Below are 19,746 nucleotides of genomic sequence, written 5' to 3'. Positions count from 1 at the left end.
ATGCGGTCACCCCCGGCCGCCGCGTCCGTCGCGCTCGTGCTCGCCGCGCTGCTCGCGCAGGCGTGCGCGGCGCCCGCGCGCACCTTCCGCTGCCCCGAGCACGGCGGCGCCCCGTGGCGCGAGCTCACCAGCGACCACTTCGTCCTGCGCACCGACCTGCGCGCGCCGGAGGCGGCCGCGCTGGTGGCGCGCCTGGAGCGGCTGCGCGCCGGCGTCGCGGCCACGCTCCTCGCGCCGGCGCTGGGCGCGCCGGCGGCCGAGGACGAGGCGCGCGTCGAGGTGATCGCGTTCCGCACCGACCAGGAGTACCGCCCGTTCGCGCCCGACGGCGCGGAGGGCTACTACCTCCGCTACGCCGGCGGGCCGCCGCGGATCGTGCTGTCGGGCGCGATCGACCGGCGCCAGCGCGCGCTGCTCGCGCACGAGCTGACGCACCACTACCTGGCGGGCGCGCTCCGGCGCCAGCCGCGCTGGTTCGCCGAGGGGCTGGCGGTCTACATGGAGTCGCTCGGCGACGATCCGGGCGTGCGCGCGCTCCACGTGGGCGCGCCCCCCGCCGACCGGCTGGCGCGGGCCCGCGCCTCCCCGGTGCCGGCCCGCGAGCTGCTGGCGTGGGACGGCGCCCCGGGCGCGCGGTCTGCGCTCGACGACTACGCCGCGAGCTGGCTGCTGGTGCACTGGCTGGCGCACCGCCGTCCCGAGGCGTTCGCCGACCTGGAGCGGCGCCTGGCCGACGGGGAGGCGCCGGCGCGGGCCTGGACCGCGGCGCTGCCCGACCTCGACCCCGCCCTCCCCGGCGCGCTGGAGCGGCTCGACCGGACGCTCGCGGAGTACGCCCGCGGGCCGCTCGAGGCGCGGCGCCGCGAGGCGGACGTGCCGGTGGCGGTCGGCTACTTCGAGCGGGCCGTCGCGCCGGTGGAGGTCCACGCGATCCGCCTGGCGCTGTGGCAGCTCGGGCCGCGCAAGGGCCGGGCCGCGCTGGAGGACGAGGTGCGCGAGGCGCTGGTGGAGGATCCGGCGCACCCCATCGCGCTCCAGTTCCTCTCGGCCATGGACAAGCTCGACCCCGCCGCGCTGGCGCGCCGGTCGGTGGCCGCGCACCCGGACGACCCGCGGGCCTGGACGTTCCTCGCCTCGGCGCTCGAGGGCGAGGCGCAGGCCGGGGCGCGCGAGGCGGCGCTCCGGCGCGCCGCGGAGCTGGCGCCGTCGAACCCGGCCGCGCTGCACAACCTCGCGCAGGAGCTGCTGGCCCGCGGCCGCTCCGGCGAGGGGCTGCCGTTCGCGCGCCGCGCCGCGCAGATCGCGCCCTGGAGCGCGCCGGTGCTGGCCGGGTACGCGGCGGTGCTCTCCGACCTGGGGCGCTGCGGCGAGGCCATCCCGCTCCAGCAGCGCGCGCTCGACGCGCTGCCGGAGCGCGAGCCGGCGGCTGCGCGCCGCGAGCTGGCGCGCGGCCTCGACCGCTACGCGCTGCAGTGCCAGCTCGCCCGGCGCCTCGACGACGCCGGCCCGGCCCCGCGCCCCTGAGCCCTACCGCCGCCGGCGGGAGCCGGGGCCCGCGGGCGCGGGCTGCGCGGCGCGCAGGACCTCGATCGCGGCGCGCAGGTCGGCCGGGAGCGGCGCCTCCACCACCAGCCGCCTCCCGGTGCGCGGGTGGTCGAAGCCGAGCCGCAGCGCGTGCAGCGCCTGGCGTCCCACCGCCTCTGCCGCCCGCCGCGCCGGATCGGCGGGCGCGAGCCGGGCCTCGCGGCGGGTCCCGCCGTAGACCGCGTCGGCGAGCAGCGGGTGGCCCGCCTCCGAGAGGTGGACGCGGATCTGGTGGGTGCGGCCGGTGTGCAGCGTCACCTCGGCGAGCGACGCGGCCGCGCCGAACGCCTCGCGCACCCGCCACTCGGTCACCGCCCGGCGCGACGAGGTCACCCGGCCGGTGAAGCGCAGGCGGTCGCGCGGATGGCGGCCATAGGGCGTGTCGAGCCGGCCCTCCGGCGCGAGCGCGCCGTGGCACAGCGCCAGGTACACCTTCTCGACCGAGCGGCCCTTCCACTGCGCCTGGAGGGCGGCGAGCGCGGCCTCGGTCTTCGCGACCACCAGGCAGCCCGAGGTGTCCTTGTCCAGCCGGTGGACCAGGCCGAGCCGCGGGAGCGCGCCGTCCGGCCCGGCCGCGCCCGGCAGCCCGAGGCGGTGGAGGAGCGCGTTCACCACCGTCGAGTGCGGCGTGCCGCGCGCCGGGTGCACCACCATCCCGGGCGCCTTGTCGAGGACGATGAGGTCGGCGTCCTCGTGCAGCACGGCGAGCGGCAGGTCCTGCGCGACGAGGCCGCTCGGCTCGGGCGGCGGGAGCTCGAGCGCGATCGCCTCCCCGCCGCGGAGCCGGGCCGAGGCCTTGGCGCCGCGCCCGTCCACCTGGACCAGGCCGGCCTCCACCAGGCGCTGGACGCGGGCGCGGGAGAGCTCGGGCGCGAGCCGCACCAGCGCCGCGTCGAGGCGCGTGCCGGCGAGCTCCGGGGGGACGTGCAGGGTGCGCCGGTCCGGCGTCGCGCCGCCTTCGGCGGGGGCGGTGCCGGGCGCCGCGCGCGGCGGGGGTCGCGTCACCAGATGCGGGACTTCACGTGCCCCTTGGACCTCAGGATCACGTCCACGATGGCGCGGTCGTAGAAGTTGGTGCGGCCGTAGAGGTCCGGCGAGACGCGCGACCGGTACAGCTCGCGCCCCTCCTCCAGCTCCTCGCGCAGCGCGTCGAAGAAGTTGTCCTGCTCGATGCCGCGGACGATCTTCTCCTCGTTGTAGAGGGAGACGTCGGAGCAGATCGCCCGCGCCAGGCGCGTGGCGGCCTCGGGTGAGTCGATGAGCGGCATACGGGCGCGGATCGTACGCCGCCTTCCCGGGGTGGTCAACGATGCGGCCCGCACGCACCGTGGAACCGCCGGTCCCGGGCCGCTCCGCGCGGCGCCTCGATGCGGCCGCGCCTCGCGACCTGGCCGCCCATCCCGAGCGCGAGCGCGGCCCGCGGGCGGCGCGCGAGGTCGAGGGACGCTCAGCGCGGCCGGGGCGCGCCCGGGGCGGTCGCCGCCGAGACGCGCTCGAGGTAGGAGCGCGCCACCTTCTGGCCGTCGAGGCGCAGCTCGCGCGCCATGCTGAGGAGGATGCCGCGCAGGTAGACGGGCGCCGGCAGGAGCGCGAAGCGGTCGCCCTCGATGTTCTCGATGTGGTGGCGGGTGACCTTGATGCGCTCGGAGAGCTGCTGGAGCGTGATCCCGCGGGCCTCGCGGAGCCGCCGCAGCACCTCGCCCGTCCAGGCGGTGGCCTCCGGCGCCGGCGCGCCGCCCGGCGCGGCCGCGCTCACCAGGGGGATGGGCTCGGGACCCGCCTGCGCGGCGGAGGGCAGCGGCACCGGCGTCATGGCCGGGCCGCTGACCTCGCGGCGGAGCGGGATGGGCGGCGGCCGCGGGGGGACCGGCGGGGGCCCGTCCGTGGGCGGTGGCGGCGTGGGCGCGGACGCGCCGGCGGCGTGGCCCGGGCGCAGCGGCCAGGACTCCTCGGCGCTCGCCTCCGCCTCGCGCAGCGCCTCCTCGCGATCCGGCTGCGGCACGAGCGGGAGCACGCGCGCGGGCGCCGGCCAGCGGTCGCCGGCGTCGGCCTCGGACGTCTCCGCGTTCGCAGCGCCGGACCGGTCGCCGAGCAGGTCGTCGTAGCGCCGCCGCGCGTCCGGGTCGAGGAGCGTGGACTGCGCCTCCTCGATCCGCCGCGTGAGCAGCGACGCCTCCTCGCTCGACATGAGCGTGTAGGTCGCGATCGAGCCGGGGCCGTAGAGCGCGCGGGCGCGCTCCACCGCCTCGGCGATGTCGCGCGACGACGCGTCGGGTGGGACCTCCAGGATCTCGTACAGGGTCTGATCTGCGAGCCGCTTCAGCACCTCATGCCTCGTGCCGCGCCGCGATGTCGAGCGCCAGCAGCGCGTCGGCGATCCCGGCGAAGGCCTTGGCGGCCCGGACGTCGGGCCGCTCGACGAGCAGCGGGCGGCGCGCACGGAGCGTCCGCCACATCTCGTCGTCGTAGGGGATGAACCCGAGATAGTCCATCTCGAGCCCGAAGTACTTGCGCCACGCCGCCACCACGGCCTTGCCGACGTCGGCGTCCTGCGGCGTGCGCGCCTCGTTCACCACCAGCCGCGGCCGGAACGCGGCGAGCTGCCGGGCCAGGTTCGCGCCCGCCTCGGGATCGCGCTGGCTCACGGTGGTGACCAGCTCCACCGGGCTGCGGAAGTTGCCGCCGGCCATCACCGTCCGGAGCAGCGGCTCGTACCCGTACACCTGCGCGACGTTCCGCATGCGCCGCCAGAACGCCGCCTTCACGAAGCGGTACGCGTTCTCGACCGCGGTCGGCTCCGGCACCAGCACCAGCACGCCGTGGTCGGCCACCAGGAAGAAGTCGAGGACGTTGGTGTGCGTGCCCGCCCCGAGGTCGAGGATGGCGTAGTCCACGTCGAGCTGCTGGACGTGGCGCAGCAGCCGCATCTTCTGGGCGTAGGGCGGGTTCGCGGCGTCGAGGTGGTCGAGCGCGCCGGAGACGAGCCCCAGGTTCTCGATGCCGGTCGGCGTGACCACGTCGTCGATGCGCGGCACGCGCCGCTCGATGAAGTCGGACAGCGTCCGCTTCGGGACGTCGAGGCCGAGCGTGGTGTGCAGGTTCGCGCCGCCCAGGTCCGCGTCCACCAGCACCACCCGCCGCCGGCGCCGCGCCAGCTCGATGCCCAGGTTCGCGGAGATGAGGCTCTTGCCGATGCCGCCCTTGCCGCCGCCGACCGCGACGATGCGCCGGGCGCGGGCCGGGTCCGGGCGCGGGCCGGCCTGCCGGGTCTCCGGCTCCGGGACGGTCCTCACCAGCTTGAGCGTCGGCACGTCGCCCATCGCCTCATCCTAATCCGAAAGGACGACTACTCCAACAGCTCGGCGTTCCAGTATGCGGCGTCGGCCAGGGACAGGAAAGGCCGCCACTCGCGGTACAGCGCGCGCCGCGCCCGGCTCCGGAACGTGGGCGTCCAGCGCGGCCGGGTGGGCTGGCGCAGCAGCCGCATCCCGGCCTCCTCCGGCGTCCGCCCGCCCTTCCTCAGGTTGCACCGCACGCACGAGCAGACGACGTTCTCCCAGTTCGTGGACCCGCCGCGCGAGCGCGGGACCACGTGATCCAGGTTCAGCTCCGCGCGGCGGAAGCGCCGGCCGCAGTACTGGCACGTGTTCTCGTCGCGCGCGTAGATGTTGAACCGCGAGAAGCGCACCCGCGCCCTCGGCAGGTGCTCGTACGCGAGCAGGACGATCACCCGTGGCACCCGGATGCGCCGGCCCACCGTGCCGATGGAGTCGTGGTCCGCGGCCGCGGCCAGCGCGCTCCAGCTCTCGAAGTCGAACAGCTGGAACTGCTCGTCGAGCGCCTTCGCCACCCCCTGGTACAGCAGCGTGAACGCGCGCCGCACCGAGGTGATGTGTACCGGCTGGTAAACCCGGTTGAGGACGAGGACGCCGGTTTCGAGCATCGCTGTTCGGAAGATCATACGCGGGCGGCCCGCTGGCCGCACGCGGGCCCGGGGGCGCGGATCGCCGCGGTCGGGTGGGTCGCGGTGCGCCCCTCCTCCGGGTCAGCCCTTGCCCCCGGCGCGGCGGAGCAGCCCGAGGGACGCCTCCTCGGGCGCGCCGTAGAGCAGCCGGTACGCGGCGTAGGACCGGAGCACGCGCTTCACGTAGCCGCGCGTCTCCTCCACCGGGATCTCCTCCACGAACTCGTCCACGTCGAGCGCGTCGCGCCCGCCCAGCCAGCGTCGGACCGCCCCGCCGCCAGCGTTGTACGCGGCGAGCGCGAGCGGGAGCGAGCCGTCGAACCGCCGGACCAGCTCGCCCAGGTAGTGCGAGCCGAGGCGGATGTTGAGCGACGCGCGCATGAGGTCGGTGCGCGTCGGGCGGGAGAGCTTCAGGCTCTTCGCCACCGACTGCGCGGTGGGGAGCATGAGCTGGGTGAGGCCGACCGCGCCGGCGCCGGACATGGCGCGCGGGTCGAGCGCGCTCTCCTCGCGCATGAGCGCCTGCACCAGCTCCACCGGCACGCCCGCGGGCGGCGCCCAGCGGCGCACGTCGTCGCGGTAGGCCGGCGGATACGCGATGCGCCAGGCGCGCAGGTTCTCGCCCTCGGGCGGCTTGCGGAGCGCGCCGCGAGCGCGGGTGCGCAGCAGGTTGTGCGCGGCGCGGTGGTCGCCGGCGCGGTCGAGCAGGTCGGCCACCAGCAGCACCGGCTCGGGCGCGTCGCCGGCCGCGCGCAGCCGCGCGGCCGGGATCGCCGACAGCTCCTCCGAGGCGGCGCGCGGCAGGCCCATGCGCAGGAGCAGCAGGCCGGCGCGGAAGTGCGGCTCCTCGCGCAGCGGGCCGGGGTCGTAGGCGGCCTCGGGGGTGCCGCCGGCCGGCGCGGCGCGCCGCGCGGGGAGGCTCTGGCCGCCGTGGCCGTCGAGCCGGGCCCGGGCGAGCAGGCCGTAGTAGTCGGTGGGGTAGCGCGTGGCGAGCTCGGTGAACACCGCCTCGGCGGCCCGGCGCCCGTCCTCGCCGCGCCCGGCCAGCAGCCGCGCGCGCCAGTAGGCCGCCCGGGCGTGCTCGTAGCCGTCGCGGCCCGCCTGCTCCTCCTCGACCGCGAGGAGCTGCGCGATCGCGCCGTCCAGGTCGCCCGCCTGCTTCAGCAGCCACGCGAGCCGGAAGCGCGCCTCCTCGCGGTAGTCGCCGCCCGGGTGGTCCCGCACCAGCGCCGCGAGCGCCTCGCGCGCCTCCTGCGACTTGCCGGCGCGCGCCAGGAGGTCCGCGGCGAAGAACAGGGCGTCGTCGGCGAACGCGTGGCCGGCGAAGTCGCGCGCGAGCTGCCGGTACAGCGCCACCGCCTCGTCGCGATCCCCGGAGATCGACGACGCGCCGGCGAGCAGGTACAGCGAGCGGACCCGCAGCCCCTCGTCCTCGCAGCCCGCCACCACGGGTCGCAGCGTGTCGATCGCCAGCCGGTAGTTGCGCTCCTTGCGGTAGCCGCGGCCCAGCGCCGCCCGGGCGCGGCAGGCGGCGGCGCCGAGGTCGTCCGGGCGGAGCGCGGCCACCGCGGGCTCGAGCAGCGCCAGCGCCTGCCCGTTGCGGTTCGCGTCGAGCAGCCCCTCCGCGCGCCGCAGCGTCTCCTCGGCCGAGGGCGGGCCGCCGTGCGGCGCCGGCAGCGCGGCCGCCGCGGAGAGGCACTCCGAGGACTCCGGCGCGAGCGGGTGCGCCGTCCAGCACGCCATCAGGTCGCGCCGCGCGCCGGCGGGATCGGGAGGACGCGCCGCGGCGCGGATCCGGCCGGCGAGGAGCAGCGCGGACGCGGCGAGGTCGGGCCGCGAGAGATCGTCCGGCGCGCCGTCGCGCAGCAGCGGCGCGAGCGCCTCGAGCGCGGCCGCGCCCTCGCCGAGCGCCGACGCGGCGCGCGCCCGCGAGAGCCGCGCCTCGGCGGCGAGCAGCGACCGGTCCGGCACCTGCGCCCAGGCCGCCAGCGCCTCGCGCGGGCGCCCCGCCGCGAACAGCGCCGCCCCGCGCAGGAACGCCACGCGGTCGGCGAGGTCGGGCACCTTCTCCTCGAGGCCGGCGAGGACCTTCAGCGCCTCCTCGGGCCGCGGGACCTCCAGGAGCGCCAGCGCGCGGACGTAGGCCGCCTCCGGCTCGGGCGCCCTCGCGAGCCGCGCGGCGGCGTCGGCGTGGCGCCCGGCGTCGTAGGCGGCCTTTCCCTCCGCGGCGGGGCCCTTGCGGAACAGCGGCGCGAGGTCGGCCTCGCGGAGCGGCGGGGGCGTGGGGGTCGGGGCGGCGGCGAGGAGACAGGCGGTGAGCGCGGCGGTGAGCATCGGTCCGGGGGACAGAGTGGGACCCGGGGGAGACGCGGTCAAGGGACCGTTCGCCCGCAGGGGCGAGCGGGGGCGTGCCGCCCGGGCGCACCGGGGGGAACGGCCGGGGCCGCCGGCGGATTCCCTCCCCGGCCGGCGTGCGCCCGTGCGGTGCGCAGCGCCGAAAAGGGTTAGGATCCCGGGGCGTGGACATCCGCACCCAGGCCACCCTGCTCGCCGCGATCGTGACGCTCGCCCTCGCGGCGGCGGCGCTGCTCCGCGACAACCGCTCCCGCGTCTTCACGCTGTTCGCGCTGTTCTCGGCCGACCTGTTCCTGTTCTCGCTCGCGCTCTTCTTCCTGCGCTGGAAGCAGTCGTTCGGGACGGTCTGGTGGGAGCGGCTGGCGGTCGGGACCGGGGCGCTCATCCCGGCGGCGGCGCTCGCCTTCTTCCTCGAGTTCCTCGGGGTGGCGCGCCGGCCCGCCCGGCGCGCGCGGAACGCGATGCTGGCCGGCTCGCTCACCGGCCTGGTGGTGGCGATCACGCCGCTCGTCCACGTGAAGCCCGCCAAGCTCCTGGTCGGCGCCTACGTGCTGGGCGGCCTCGCGGCGGTGCTCTCCACCCTGTGGGGCAAGCGGCACGGCTCGCAGACCCGGGTCGAGCGCGCGCGCCTCCAGTACCTGTTCGTCGGCGCGCTGGTGGCGGTGGTGCTCTCGACGCTCGACATGCTGCCGATCTTCGGCGTGCCCTATCCGCCGGAGGGGCTCGGGTCGATCGTCCTCACCGTCTTCATGTTCTTCCTGTCGCAGACGCTGCAGCGCCACCGGCTGCTCGACCTGCACGAGTTCCTCGGGAAGATCGTGGTGGTCACCGCCCTCGGCCTGGTGCTGGTGGCGATCTACGGCGGCCTGGTGTCGTGGGTGGGCGACCGGCCGGAGCTCTTCTACTTCAACACGGTGGTGGCCTCGTTCGTGATCCTGTCGCTGTTCGACCCGATGCGCGACAAGGTCGAGGAGTGGGTGGTCGCGACGCTGTTCCACGAGCGCTACGAGCTGGTGCGGCGCCTCGAGGACCTGCGCGACCGGACCGGCAAGGTGATCGAGCCGGCCGGGCTCGCGGCGGTGGTGCTGGACGGGCTGGTGGAGACGCGCCGGGTCACCCACTGCTCGCTGTGGCTGCTCGCCGACGACCGCCCCGGCTACCGGCTGCTCGACTACCGCGGCCCGCCGCCGGCGCCGTTCCTGGAGCCGGCCACCGCGCGGGCGCTGCTCGGCGCCTCGTCCTCGGGCCAGAAGGCGATCCTGGCGGAGAACATCGACCGCCGCGTGGCGGAGCTGCGGGCCCTGCTCCCCACCGGCCCCGGCGACCACGTCAGCCGCCGCGGCGCGCCGGCCGCCATCGCCGAGGAGCTGAAGCGGCTCGGCGACGCGCGCGCGGTCATGGGCACCATGCGCGCCGGCATCGCCATGCCGCTGCTCGCCGGCGACCGGGTGGTCGGGTTCCTGGCCTGCTGGGACGAGCGGGTGCAGGAGGCGTTCGCCTCCGACGAGATCGCCGCGCTCATCGAGGTGGCGGATCGCTGCGCGCTGGTGATCGAGAACTCGAAGCTGTACCAGCAGATGAAGGAGCGCGACCGCCTCGCCGCGCTGGGCGAGATGTCCGCCGGCCTGGCGCACGAGATCCGCAACCCGCTCGCCGCCATCAAGGCCGCCATCCAGTACCTCGACCCGCGCAAGGTCCCGGAGGACGACCGCGAGTTCTTCGAGATCGTGGTCGAGGAGGTGAACCGCCTGAACGGCGTGGTCACGCAGTTCCTCGACTACTCGCGGCCGCTGAAGCCCTCGCTCGCGCCCACGCAGGTGAACGAGGTGCTGGAGAAGACGTTCAAGCTCCTGCAGGCCGAGGTGCCGGAGTCGGTCCGGCTGGAGCTGGAGCTGGCCGAGTGGCTGCCGCGCGTCCAGGCCGACGCGGAGCAGCTGAAGCAGGTGTTCCTGAACCTGGCGCTGAACGCGTTCCAGGCCATGCCGCACGGCGGACGCCTCACCGTCTCGACGAAGCTCGCCCGCGACGAGCTGGCGTTCTGGCGCGAGGGGGCGCGGCGCGCCGACGTGGTGGAGATCCGCTTCCGCGACACCGGCCCGGGCATCCCGGACGACGCGCGGGAGTCGATCTTCGTGCCGTTCTACACCACCAAGGAGAAGGGCACCGGCCTCGGCCTCGCCATCTGCCAGCGCATCGTGAAGGCGCAGCAGGGGACGATCGTGGTGCGCTCGGCCCCGGGCGAGGGCGCCGAGTTCCTGATCGCGCTGCCCGGCCTCCACGAGGAGCGCCCGGCCGAGGCGCCGCGCCCGCCGCTCGACGAGGAGGAGAAGGCCCGCGCCCGGGAGCGGCGCCGGGCCCGGGCCGAGGCGCGCCTCCGCGGCCGGAGGCGGCGGAAGAAGCACGCCTGATGCATACCCCTGCCCTTCCGTGGTAACGAGGCGCCGTGGCCCACGTCCTCATCGTAGACGACGAGGTGAACATCCGCCGGGTCCTCGCGGCCATGCTGAAGCGCGAGGGCTACGAGGTCACCACCGCGGCCGACGGCGAGCAGGCGCTCGGCGTGCTGCACCGCACGCCGGTGCACGTGGTGGTCACCGACCTCGTCATGCCGCGGGTGGGCGGGATGGAGCTCCTGCGCCGCGTCTCGCAGGACTTCCCCGACGTGCCGGTCATCCTCATCACCGCGCACGGCTCGGTGGACAGCGCGGTGGCCGCGCTCAAGGCGGGCGCGTTCGACTACATCACCAAGCCCTTCGAGCAGGAGGAGCTGAAGAAGGTCATCGCCAAGGCGGCGCGCGCGCACGACCTCGAGCGCCAGAACCTGCACGCGATGCTGAACGACGGCGACGGCCCGCCGCTCATCGGCCAGTCGCCGCCCATGCGCGCCATCTACGACATGGTGGCCCGGGTGGCGGACTCGCCCTCCACCGTGCTCATCACCGGCGAGAGCGGCACCGGCAAGGAGCTCATCGCCAAGGCGCTCCACCGCGGCTCGTCGCGGCGCGACAAGCCGCTCATCAAGGTGAACTGCGCCGCCATCCCCAAGGACCTCGTCGAGAGCGAGCTGTTCGGCTACGAGCGCGGCGCGTTCACCGGCGCGGTGGGCTCGAAGCCCGGGCGCTTCGAGCTGGCCGACGGGGGCACGCTGTTCCTGGACGAGATCGGCGAGGTGCCGGTCGAGATGCAGGTGAAGCTGCTGCGCGCCATCCAGGAGTCCGAGTTCGAGCGCGTCGGCGGCATCAAGACGCTCCAGGTGGACGTGCGCCTCATCGCCGCCACCAACCGCGACCTGAAGCAGCTCATCGCCGACGGGCGCTTCCGCGAGGACCTCTACTACCGGCTGGCGGTGGTCCCCATCGCCCTGCCCCCGCTGCGCGACCGGCGCGAGGACGTGCCGCTGCTGGTCCGGTACTTCATCGAGAAGTACGACCAGCGGCTGGGCAAGAAGGTCGAGGGCATCGAGGACGAGGCGCTGGAGCTGCTCGCGAACTACTCCTGGCCCGGGAACATCCGCGAGCTGGAGAACCTGATGGAGCGCTCGGTGCTGTTCGCCGACGGCCCGCTCATCCAGGCGAGCGCGCTCCCCGACGCGCTCCGCGAGAAGGGCGCGCAGGCGTCGGTGCCGATCGCCGCGGTGGGCCCGCTGGGCGCCATCGCCGCGCCGAGCGGCGCGTCCATGAAGGAGATCGTCCGCCAGGCCCAGGCCGAGCTGGAGCGCGAGCTGATCACGCGGGCGCTGGAGGAGACCGGCGGCAACGTCACGCGCGCGGCCAAGCGGCTCCAGATCAGCCGCAAGTCGCTCCAGGTGAAGATGAAGGAGCTGGGCCTGCGCGGCGCCGTGGACGTCGAGGACGATCGGAGCTGAGCCGCGCCTAGCCCTGGCCGCCGTGCTTCAGCCGCTCCAGGGCGGCGTACACGTCGGAGCGGACCAGCCCGCGGGCCCGGGCCACCTCGCGCGCGACCGCGGAGGGCGGCTCGCCCGCCGCGAGGCGCCGCCTCAGCTCGTCCTCGAGCGGCTCGGCCTCCGCCGCCGCGGCCGGCCCGGCCCCGGGCGCGGGCGGCGCGACCACCAGCGTCACCTCGCCCTTCACCTCGCCCGCGAAGCGGTCCGCGAGCGCGCCGAGCGGCCCGCGCGCCAGCTCCTCGTGCAGCTTGGTCAGCTCGCGCGCCACGAGCGCGGGGCGGTCGCCCAGCGCGGCGGCGAGGTCGCGGAGCGTCTCGGCGGTCCGGTTCCCGGCCTCGTACAGCACCAGCGTGGCCGGCGACGCCGCCAGCCAGCCGAGCGCCGCGGCGCGGGCGCCGCCCTTGCGCGGCAGGAACCCGGCGAACACGAACCGGTCGGCCGGGAAGCCGGAGGCCGCCAGCGCCGTGACCGCCGCGCTCGGGCCGGGCACCGGCACCACCGGGACGCCCGCCTCCCAGGCGGCCGCCACCAGCGCGGCCCCGGGGTCCGAGACGCCGGGGGTGCCCGCGTCGGTGCAGAGTGCCACCGACTGGCCGGCCCGCAGCCGCGCCAGCACCGGCTCCAGCCGCCCGCGCTCGTCGAACGCGGGGAGCGACAGGAGCAGCGGCGCCGCCGCCCCGAGGTGCGCGAACAGCTTGTGCGTGCGGCGCGTGTCCTCGGCCGCCACCGCCGAGACGGTGCGCAGCAGCTCCGCCGCCCGCGGCGACAGGTCGCCCAGGTTGCCGATGGGCGTCGCGAGCACGTACAGCGTGCCCGGCGCCGCGGCCTGCGGCGGCCGCGCGCTCACCCCACCCTCCCCGTCGCCGCCGTGCGCGCCATCACCAGTGCCCCGGGCGGCCGTCGCCGTCGAACGCGGCCGGGAAGTGCTCGATCCGCGGCGCGCCCTCGCCGAACGTGATCGCCACCACGTCGAAGCGGATCGCCTGCTCCAGCCCGCCGTGCCCGAGCGCCCAGTCGGTGGCGGCGGCCACGACCCGCCGCCCCTTGCGCGGGCCCACCGTCTCCTCGGGACCGCCCTGCGCGTCGGAGGTGCGGCTGCGCACCTCGACGAACACGAGCACCTCGCCGTCGCGGCAGACCAGGTCCACCTCGCCGCGCCGGGTGCGGTGGTTGCGGTCGAGGATGCGGAAGCCGCGCTCGGCGAGCCAGGCCGCGGCGAGCGCCTCGCCCTCGCGCCCGCGGGCGTGCCGCCCGTCCCCGTCGCCGCCGGCGTCCGCCATCGCGCTAGGCCCCGTGGTCCGCGGCCTCGCGGAACGCGAGGTCCGCCGTGGCGTGGACCACCTGGCCCGCGCGCGCCGCCTGCTTCAGCAGGCGCGCAGCGAAGCGCCGCGCGCCGTCGGAGAGCCCCTGGAACGCGTCGTCCACCAGCCCCACGCGCCGGCCCCCGGCGAGCCCCTGCTCCAGGAACGCGAGCTTCATCGCGAGGAACACCAGGTCGCGGTCCGCCGGCGGGAGCGAGATCGCCGCCGCCGGCCGCCCCGCGACCAGCACGTGCAGCCCGCCGCGGTCGTCCACCTGCACCCCGCCCAGCCGCTGGGAGGTGAGCCCCGCCAGCACCTGCCCCGCCTTCTCCGCCACCCCGCGGCCCGCGGCGGCCGCGCTCCCCCCCAGCTCGGCCGCGGCGCGCTGGAGGAGCTCGCGCAGCGGCTCCGCCGCCGCCGGCGCCGCCACCACCGGGGCCGGCGCCGGCGGGGCGGGCGCGGTCGCCTCCGCCTCGAGCCGCTGGAGCTCCGCCTCGATGGAGCGCACGTCGCGGACGAACCCGCCCGCCTCGGAGGCGAGCCGCGCCTCGAGCGCGGCCTGCTGCTCGTCGAGCCGCGCCTTCTCCGCGGCCGCGCCCCGCGCCTCCGGTTTCGCCTCCCACGCCTCCAGCCGGGCGCGCGCGCCGGTGACCGCCGCCTCGGCCTCGGCCAGCTTCCCGAGCACCTCGCGCAGCTCCGTCGGCCTGGCCAGGCCCAGCGCGGCCAGCGCGCCGCGCACCGCGGCGCCGTCGCGCTCGAACTGCGCCTCGACCTTCGCCTGCCAGTCGTCCACCACCCGCCGCCGCCGCGCGATCCGCTCCCAGCCCTCCTGCGCGGAGACCCAGCGCAGCGCGACCCACGCCGCCCAGCCGAACGCGGGGATGTCGAGCAGCGCCAGGTAGCGCATCCCGGTGGCGGCCGCCGCGCCCGCCACCCCGGCCGCGGCGAGGAGCGCGCCCGCGCCGGCCCCGGCCCAGAACGGCGGCGCCCGCCAGAACGGCAGCGGCGCCCCGCTGGCCTCGGCCTCCTCGATCCCGGCGCGCTCGGCCTGCACCCGCGCCACCGCGTCCGCGCGCCGCGCGGCCGCCTTCTCGTACGCGGCCAGCGCCGCGTCGGCGTCGCCCAGCGCGTCGCGCGCGGCCGCCGCCGGCGCGAGCTCGTCGCGCGCGCGCCCGGCGGCCGCCAGCGCCTCGCGCAGCCGGGCGCCGTCACGCAGCGCGACCTCCAGCTCGGTGGCGCGGGCCTGCAGCCCGTCCAGCTCCTGCTGCAGCTTCTCCGAGGCGCGCGCGCGGACCCGCTCGCCCTCGAGCTGCTCGCGGCGACGCCGCGCCTGCTCCGGCGAGAGCGGCGCGCGCTGCGGGACCGCGGCCGCGGCGCCCGCCACCGAGGGGCGCCGCGAGGGCAGGTCCGCCGCGGCGATGGTGAGGAGCGCGCCCTGCCGCGCGCGCGGCGGGACGCCGATGGGCGCGCGCAGTGCGGCGGCGATCTCGGCGAGGTCCTGGGAGACGAGCGAGAACGCGCGGCGCTCGGCGTCGAAGCGGTGGAGCTGCGCGCCCGCGGTGAAGTCGCGCACCAGGCGGTAGGTGACCCGGTCGTCGCCGACCAGGGTGAGCCCGGCGCGCACGGCGGCGCCGGCCGGGCCGCCGGGGGCGCGGGGCAGCGCCTCCCCGTCGCGCGGATCGGGGTGCAGGAGCGCCTCGAGCAGGCGCCGCAGGGCGGCGCCGTCGGCGGAGACCACGTTGTATCCGGGGCGCAGCGTCGCCCGGCCACCAGCGGGCGCGACGCCGCGCACGCCCTGGGCTGCGAACTCGAGGAGGATCACGCTCGGGCCGGCATGTTAGCTCCCGGGCGCCGACGCGGGAAGCGCGGTGTCCCGCGCCCAAGGCACGGCACGGCCGCACACCGGCACACGCCGGGGTGCGGCCGCGAGGTGCGGAGGTGCGAGGCCGGCGCCGGACGGCGCGCCGGCTGGACGCTACGCCGGGGTCGGCGCGGCGTGGGCGGCGTCGGCCGCGCCCGGACCTTCCTCCTGGTGGAGGCGGGCCGCCTTGCCCTGCAGGCCGCGCAGGAAGTACAGGCGCGAGCGGCGCACGCCGCCGTGACCCACGACCTCGATCTTGTCGATGCGCGGGCTGTGCACGGGGAACATGCGCTCCACGCCCACGCCGTAGCTCACCTTGCGGACCGTGAACATGGAGGAGCCGGGCGCGCCCTTGCGGTACGCGATCACCACGCCCTCGAAGACCTGGATGCGCTCCTTGTCGCCTTCCTTGATCTTCGTGTGCACGCGAACGCTGTCGCCCGCACGCATCTCGGGGAGGTCGGTCCGCAGGTACTTCGCCTCGATGTCGGCAATCGCCTTGCGCAGCATGACGTACGTCTCCTTTACCGCTCGCCTACAGTTCGTCGTCCCCGGCCTCGATGAGCCGGAGGTCGCTCTCCGGAAGCGAGAGCCTCGCGAAGAGGTCCGGCCTCCGCTCCCGGGTGGCCCTGAGCGCCTCGCGCCGGCGCCACCGCTCGATCCGCCGGTGGTCCCCGGACAGGAGGACCTCCGGAACCTTCATCCCCCGGAACTCCGGGGGCCTCGTGTACTGCGGGTGCTCGAGGAGCCCCTCGACGCCCGCGAAGCTCTCGGCGTCCGCGGACGCCGCGTTGCCCAGCACGCCGGGGACGAGGCGCGCGGCGGCGTCGACGACGCAGAGCGCCGCCAGCTCGCCGCCCGTGAGGACGAAGTCTCCGATCGAGACCTGCATGTCCACCGCCGTCATCACCCGCTCGTCCACTCCCTCGTACCGCCCGCACACCAGGATCAGCCGCCCGTGCTCCGCGAACCGCCGCGCCAGCGCCTGGTCCAGCCGCGCGCCGCGCGGGCTGGTCAGGACCACCCAGGCCCCCGGGAGCCGCGCGCGCGCGGCCTCGATGGCCTCGACGAGCGGCTCCGGCTTCATCACCATGCCCGCCCCGCCGCCGTACGGCGCGTCGTCGCAGACCCGGTGCTTGCCCGTCGCGTGGTCGCGGATGTCCGTGATCGTCGCCGCGAGCAGGCCGGCCTCCTGCGCCTTCCCGAGGATGCTCTCCCCCAGGTACCCCGCGCACATGCGCGGGAACAGCGTCAGGATGTCGACCTCGAGCCTCGCCACGTCCGATCCTCTTCCTCGGCGGCCTCCTCTCGCCCCCGGCCTACGGCTCCAGGAGCCCTTCCGGCGGGTCCACCACCACGCGACCCGCCGCGCGATCCACCTCGACGTACGGCGCGAGCGGCACCAGCAGCTCGCCCCGCGCGCCCTGCACCACCAGCACGTCCACCGCGCCGGTCTCCATCAGCCCGGTCACCGTCCCGAGCGCCTCGCCCTGGACGGTCACCACCGGCAGGCCCTCCAGGTCGCCCCAGTAGTGCCTGCCCTCTCCCGCCTCGCCCAGGGCCTCGCGGGGCGCCAGCACCTCGGCCCCGACCAGCGCCTCGGCGCCGGTGCGATCGGCGACGCCGTCGATCCGCACCGCCCAGAGGCGCCCCTGCGGCCGCGCCTCCAGCACCTTCCGCTCCACCTGCCCGGCCGCGCCGTGCCGGAGCACGACGCGCTCGAGCGTCCCGAGCGCGCCCTCCGACCCGGCCACGCCCAGGTGGCCCTTCAGCCCGAGCGCCCGGACCACCTTCCCGATCCGGACGAGCGCCACGGTCAGTCGAGGATGTCGAGCACCGCGCGCCGGCCCTGGCGCCGGGCCGCGCAGTCGAGCACGGTCCGGAACGCCTTGGCGGTCTTGCCGCCCCGCCCGATGACGCGCCCGAGGTCGTCGGGGGCCACCGTGAGCTCGAAGACGGTCGCGCGGTCGCGCTCGATCGCCTCCACCCTCACGGCGTCCTTCTGCTCGACGAGCTCGCGGGCGAGCCAGTGGACGAGGTCGCGCATCGACCCTTACGCCTTCGGCGCGACGGGCGCGGCCGCCTTGGCGGCCCGCTTCAGGATCATCGCGACCGTCTGGCTCGGCTTGGCGCCGGCCTTCAGCCAGTGCTCGATCCGCTCGACCTTGAGCTCGATCCGCTCCGGGCGCTTGGTCGGATCGTAGATGCCGACGTCCTCGAGGTACTTGCCGTCCCGCGCGTTGCGCGAGTCGGTCGCCACCACGTGATAGAAGGGCGCCTTGTGCGTGCCCGCGCGCGACAGACGAAGAACGACCGCCATGAGCTCTGCCTCCGTGAAGCCTAAGATCCTGGAACGTGGAAGCTTCTCCAGCGGTGCGTCCGCGGAGCCTCCACGAAAAGTGGGTTCCTTTACGCTAACTTAGCGCGGGTGTCAAGGCGCAGGGTGACCTTCCTGCGCGGCACCGTCCGCCGTCGCGCGGCGCGAGGCCCGCAGCCGCGCCAGGTGGCCGCGCGGCGACACGCGCAGCACCGCCGCCCAGACCGCCCAGGCGATCGCGGCGCCGCCCAGGCCGCCGACCAGCAGATCCGGGCCCCAGTGCGGCCCGGACCACGCCCGCGCCGCCGCCCCGGCCGCGGCGACCACCAGCGCCACCCTCCCCCGCCGGCCGTAGGCGAGCAGCGTGTAGCCGACGAACACGCCCAGCGGGAGCCCCGGCGCCGAGGTGAGGTGCCGGAAGGTGGTGACCAGCAGGTCTCCCGCGTCGGCCGGGCGCGGCGCGGAGAGGACGCCCTGCGCCCCCACCGCCACGGCCCCTGCGACCGCCAGGGCGGCCCACAGCGGCGCGACCGCCTTCAGCACCCCGGGGACCTCGCGCTCCAGCCACGAGTACAGCGCGAGCCCCAGCAGCGCGAGGGCCCAGGGCTCGCTCGCGACGCCGGCCATGGCCCAGGCCACCTCGGCCCACCCCGGCGGCCCGGCGTGCCGGAGGGCGTCGAGCGGGTCCTGGGCGAGGAACGGCGGCATGGGAGGGATGGTTGTACCAGCGGGCCGCGGCAGCGGAAAGCGAGAGGGGGCCCCGAACGCGCGAGAGGCCGCGTGCGGCGCACGCGGCCTCCCTGGCGAGCATCGGCCGTGCGGCCGGCGCTACTCGGCCTTGGCGGCCTTCTTGGCGGGCTTCTTCTCCGCCTTGGGGGCCTTCTCGGCCTTCGGGGCCTTGGCGGCCTTCTTCTCGCCCTTCTCCTCCGCCTCGGGGGCGGCGGCCGGGGCGCGGTCCACCAGCTCGATGACCGACATCTCGGCGTTGTCGCCGGCGCGGCGGCCGACGCGGACGATGCGGGTGTAGCCGCCCGGCCGCGCCTTGAAGCGCTCGGCGAGCGTGTCGAAGAGCTTGTTCAGCACCTCGACGTCCCGGACGTCCCGGTGGGCGAGGCGGCGCGCGTGCGGCGTCCCGCGCTTCGCCTGCGTGATCACCTTGTCGGCGAAGCGCTTCAGCTCCTTCGCCTTCGGGGTGGTGGTGACGATCCGCTCGTGGCGGAGGAGGCTCGTCACCATGTTCTTGAACATTGCGGTCCGGTGCTCGGTGGTGCGATCGAGCCGGCGGCCGACGACGCGGTGCTTCATCTGGTGATCTCCTGTCCCTGTGCGGGCGCGCTAGACCTTGGGCGCGCCGCCCTGCGGCGCCGCCTTCGGCGGCCAGTTCTCGAGCTTCATGCCGAGGGAGAGGCCCATCTCGGCCAGGATCTCCTTGATCTCCTTCAGCGACTTCCGGCCGAAATTCTTCGTCTTGAGCATCTCGGCCTCGGTCTTCTGAACGAGGTCGCCGATGGTCTTGATGTTCGCGTTCTGCAGGCAGTTCGCGCTGCGGACCGAGAGCTCCAGCTCGTCCACCGAGCGGAAGAGGTTCTCGTTCAGCTTCTGCTCCTCGACCGGCTTGATCTCCTCGGCCGGCTCCTCCGCCTCGTCGAAGTTGATGAAGATCGAGAGCTGCTCCTTCACGATCTTCGCGGCGAAGGCGACCGCGTCGGCCGGGGCGACCGAGCCGTCGGTCCAGACCTCGAGCGTCAGCTTGTCGTAGTCGGTCTGCTGCCCGACGCGCGCGTTGGTGACCTGGTAGTTCACCTTGCGGATGGGGCTGAAGAGCGCGTCGATGGGGATGGTGCCGATCGGCGAGCCGGGGATCTTGTTCCGCTCGGCCGGGACGTAGCCGCGGCCGCGGCGCGCGGTCATCTCGGCGCGGACCCGCCCGCCCTCGCTGATGGTGAGGATGTGGTGGCCCGGGTTCAGCACCTCGACCTGCGCGTCCGTGATGAGGTCGCCGGCCTTGATCTCCTTCGGGCCGTCCGCCTCGATCCGGATCGTCTTCACGTCGTTGGTGTGGATCTGGAGCAGCACTTCCTTGAGGTTGAGGATGATGTCGGTGACGTCCTCGGCCACCTCGGGGATGGTCATGAACTCGTGCTCGACGCCCTCGACCTTCACCGAGGTGATCGCGGCGCCCTGCAGGCTCGAGAGCAGCACGCGCCGGAGCGAGTTGCCGAGGGTGATGCCGAAGCCCCGCTCGAGCGGCTCCGCGACGAACTTCCCGTAGGTGTTCGAGAGGCTGTCCTGGTCGACGACCAGGCCGCGGGGCTTGATGAGGTCCCGCCAGTTCTTCGTGACGATCGGATCGACCATGGGCTGTCTCCTCGGCCGCCGCCCCCTCTCCCGGCCCGCTCAGCCATGCGGCGGGAGCACCGTGGGACGCGCGACTGCTTGGGATGGTGCGGTGCGGGCCCG

The 19,746-nt window shown here is 75.9% G+C and carries 20 protein-coding genes; 3 read left to right on the top strand and 17 right to left on the bottom strand.

Annotated elements, in window-relative coordinates; genetic code table 11:
• Window positions 1-1,524: a DUF1570 domain-containing protein gene (locus ANAEK_RS09920; protein WP_012526009.1), complete on the top strand. Its 1,524-nt coding sequence runs from the start codon at window positions 1-3 to the stop codon at window positions 1,522-1,524.
• 3 nt (window positions 1,525-1,527) lie between these two features.
• Here the strand turns inward: ANAEK_RS09920 and ANAEK_RS09915 are convergent, their stop codons facing one another.
• The 6 genes from ANAEK_RS09915 to ANAEK_RS09890 form a co-directional block, all read right to left on the bottom strand.
• On the bottom strand, window positions 1,528-2,589 hold the full coding sequence (locus ANAEK_RS09915; protein ID WP_012526008.1) for an RluA family pseudouridine synthase: 1,062 nt from the start codon (window positions 2,587-2,589) through the stop codon (window positions 1,528-1,530).
• On the bottom strand, window positions 2,586-2,852 hold the full coding sequence (locus ANAEK_RS09910; protein ID WP_012526007.1) for a hypothetical protein: 267 nt from the start codon (window positions 2,850-2,852) through the stop codon (window positions 2,586-2,588). Before ANAEK_RS09910 ends, ANAEK_RS09915 begins: the two co-directional genes overlap by 4 nt.
• 179 nt (window positions 2,853-3,031) lie before the next feature.
• A complete protein-coding gene (locus tag ANAEK_RS09905) occupies window positions 3,032-3,910 on the bottom strand; it encodes a helix-turn-helix domain-containing protein (protein ID WP_012526006.1) in 879 nt (292 codons plus the stop codon).
• A 1-nt stretch (window position 3,911) separates the two neighbouring features.
• Entirely contained in the window at window positions 3,912-4,904 is a 993-nt protein-coding gene (locus tag ANAEK_RS09900; protein ID WP_012526005.1) for a P-loop NTPase, read from the bottom strand.
• Window positions 4,905-4,930: 26 nt separating this feature from the next.
• Window positions 4,931-5,527: an HNH endonuclease gene (locus tag ANAEK_RS09895; RefSeq protein WP_012526004.1), complete on the bottom strand. Its 597-nt coding sequence runs from the start codon at window positions 5,525-5,527 to the stop codon at window positions 4,931-4,933.
• A 102-nt stretch (window positions 5,528-5,629) separates the two neighbouring features.
• On the bottom strand, window positions 5,630-7,882 hold the full coding sequence (locus ANAEK_RS09890; protein ID WP_012526003.1) for a transglycosylase SLT domain-containing protein: 2,253 nt from the start codon (window positions 7,880-7,882) through the stop codon (window positions 5,630-5,632).
• Window positions 7,883-8,067: 185 nt separating this feature from the next.
• Here ANAEK_RS09890 and ANAEK_RS09885 point away from each other — a divergent pair, with 185 nt between their 5' ends.
• Window positions 8,068-10,311 (top strand): sensor histidine kinase, encoded by a 2,244-nt coding sequence (locus ANAEK_RS09885; RefSeq protein WP_012526002.1) that lies wholly within the window; start codon window positions 8,068-8,070, stop codon window positions 10,309-10,311.
• A gap of 35 nt (window positions 10,312-10,346) precedes the next feature.
• Entirely contained in the window at window positions 10,347-11,768 is a 1,422-nt protein-coding gene (locus ANAEK_RS09880) for a sigma-54 dependent transcriptional regulator (protein WP_012526001.1), read from the top strand.
• A gap of 7 nt (window positions 11,769-11,775) precedes the next feature.
• Here the strand turns inward: ANAEK_RS09880 and rsmI are convergent, their stop codons facing one another.
• The 11 genes from rsmI to ANAEK_RS09825 form a co-directional block, all read right to left on the bottom strand.
• Window positions 11,776-12,654 (bottom strand): 16S rRNA (cytidine(1402)-2'-O)-methyltransferase, encoded by an 879-nt coding sequence (gene rsmI / locus ANAEK_RS09875; RefSeq protein ID WP_012526000.1) that lies wholly within the window; start codon window positions 12,652-12,654, stop codon window positions 11,776-11,778.
• A 31-nt stretch (window positions 12,655-12,685) separates the two neighbouring features.
• Window positions 12,686-13,087, bottom strand: coding sequence for a YraN family protein (locus ANAEK_RS09870; RefSeq protein WP_012525999.1), 402 nt, complete (start codon window positions 13,085-13,087; stop codon window positions 12,686-12,688).
• Window positions 13,088-13,091: 4 nt separating this feature from the next.
• Window positions 13,092-14,930 (bottom strand): hypothetical protein, encoded by a 1,839-nt coding sequence (locus tag ANAEK_RS09865; protein WP_012525998.1) that lies wholly within the window; start codon window positions 14,928-14,930, stop codon window positions 13,092-13,094.
• Window positions 14,931-15,083: 153 nt separating this feature from the next.
• Window positions 15,084-15,479, bottom strand: coding sequence for a 50S ribosomal protein L19 (gene rplS, locus ANAEK_RS09860; protein WP_012525997.1), 396 nt, complete (start codon window positions 15,477-15,479; stop codon window positions 15,084-15,086).
• Between the two features lie 25 nt (window positions 15,480-15,504).
• Complete coding sequence (trmD, locus tag ANAEK_RS09855) at window positions 15,505-16,248, bottom strand: tRNA (guanosine(37)-N1)-methyltransferase TrmD (protein ID WP_012525996.1); 744 nt, start codon at window positions 16,246-16,248, stop codon at window positions 15,505-15,507.
• A gap of 40 nt (window positions 16,249-16,288) precedes the next feature.
• Entirely contained in the window at window positions 16,289-16,783 is a 495-nt protein-coding gene (gene rimM, locus ANAEK_RS09850) for a ribosome maturation factor RimM (RefSeq protein ID WP_012525995.1), read from the bottom strand.
• A 2-nt stretch (window positions 16,784-16,785) separates the two neighbouring features.
• The gene (locus tag ANAEK_RS09845) at window positions 16,786-17,016 is read right to left on the bottom strand and encodes a KH domain-containing protein (protein ID WP_012525994.1); all 231 of its coding nucleotides are present in this window, start codon (window positions 17,014-17,016) and stop codon (window positions 16,786-16,788) included.
• Window positions 17,017-17,022: 6 nt separating this feature from the next.
• On the bottom strand, window positions 17,023-17,289 hold the full coding sequence (rpsP, locus tag ANAEK_RS09840) for a 30S ribosomal protein S16 (protein ID WP_012525993.1): 267 nt from the start codon (window positions 17,287-17,289) through the stop codon (window positions 17,023-17,025).
• A 111-nt stretch (window positions 17,290-17,400) separates the two neighbouring features.
• Window positions 17,401-17,994 (bottom strand): hypothetical protein, encoded by a 594-nt coding sequence (locus ANAEK_RS09835; protein ID WP_012525992.1) that lies wholly within the window; start codon window positions 17,992-17,994, stop codon window positions 17,401-17,403.
• A gap of 120 nt (window positions 17,995-18,114) precedes the next feature.
• Window positions 18,115-18,591 (bottom strand): 50S ribosomal protein L17, encoded by a 477-nt coding sequence (rplQ, locus tag ANAEK_RS09830; RefSeq protein WP_012525991.1) that lies wholly within the window; start codon window positions 18,589-18,591, stop codon window positions 18,115-18,117.
• 30 nt (window positions 18,592-18,621) lie between these two features.
• Window positions 18,622-19,644, bottom strand: coding sequence for a DNA-directed RNA polymerase subunit alpha (locus tag ANAEK_RS09825; protein WP_012525990.1), 1,023 nt, complete (start codon window positions 19,642-19,644; stop codon window positions 18,622-18,624).
• Window positions 19,645-19,746: the final 102 nt, after the last annotated feature.

The sequence above is a fragment of the Anaeromyxobacter sp. K genome (assembly GCF_000020805.1).
Lineage (GTDB): Bacteria > Myxococcota > Myxococcia > Myxococcales > Anaeromyxobacteraceae > Anaeromyxobacter > Anaeromyxobacter dehalogenans.
The sequence above is the reverse complement of the archived record's forward strand: the minus strand, read 5'-3'. Positions and strand labels throughout refer to the sequence as shown.

Bases quoted from the DNA above. Each gene is read 5' to 3' on its own strand.
- ANAEK_RS09835 (WP_012525992.1), bottom strand. From the start codon at position 17,994: ATGCCGCCGTTCCTCGCCCAGGACCCGCTCGACGCCCTCCGGCACGCC.
- ANAEK_RS09870 (WP_012525999.1), bottom strand. From the start codon at position 13,087: ATGGCGGACGCCGGCGGCGACGGGGACGGGCGGCACGCCCGCGGGCGC.
- rpsP (WP_012525993.1), bottom strand. From the start codon at position 17,289: ATGGCGGTCGTTCTTCGTCTGTCGCGCGCGGGCACGCACAAGGCGCCC.
- ANAEK_RS09910 (WP_012526007.1), bottom strand. From the start codon at position 2,852: ATGCCGCTCATCGACTCACCCGAGGCCGCCACGCGCCTGGCGCGGGCG.
- ANAEK_RS09895 (WP_012526004.1), bottom strand. From the start codon at position 5,527: ATGCTCGAAACCGGCGTCCTCGTCCTCAACCGGGTTTACCAGCCGGTA.
- ANAEK_RS09900 (WP_012526005.1), bottom strand. From the start codon at position 4,904: ATGGGCGACGTGCCGACGCTCAAGCTGGTGAGGACCGTCCCGGAGCCG.
- rplS (WP_012525997.1), bottom strand. From the start codon at position 15,479: ATGCTGCGCAAGGCGATTGCCGACATCGAGGCGAAGTACCTGCGGACC.
- ANAEK_RS09845 (WP_012525994.1), bottom strand. From the start codon at position 17,016: ATGCGCGACCTCGTCCACTGGCTCGCCCGCGAGCTCGTCGAGCAGAAG.
- ANAEK_RS09920 (WP_012526009.1), top strand. From the start codon at position 1: ATGCGGTCACCCCCGGCCGCCGCGTCCGTCGCGCTCGTGCTCGCCGCG.
- rplQ (WP_012525991.1), bottom strand. From the start codon at position 18,591: ATGAAGCACCGCGTCGTCGGCCGCCGGCTCGATCGCACCACCGAGCAC.
- ANAEK_RS09825 (WP_012525990.1), bottom strand. From the start codon at position 19,644: ATGGTCGATCCGATCGTCACGAAGAACTGGCGGGACCTCATCAAGCCC.
- ANAEK_RS09890 (WP_012526003.1), bottom strand. From the start codon at position 7,882: ATGCTCACCGCCGCGCTCACCGCCTGTCTCCTCGCCGCCGCCCCGACC.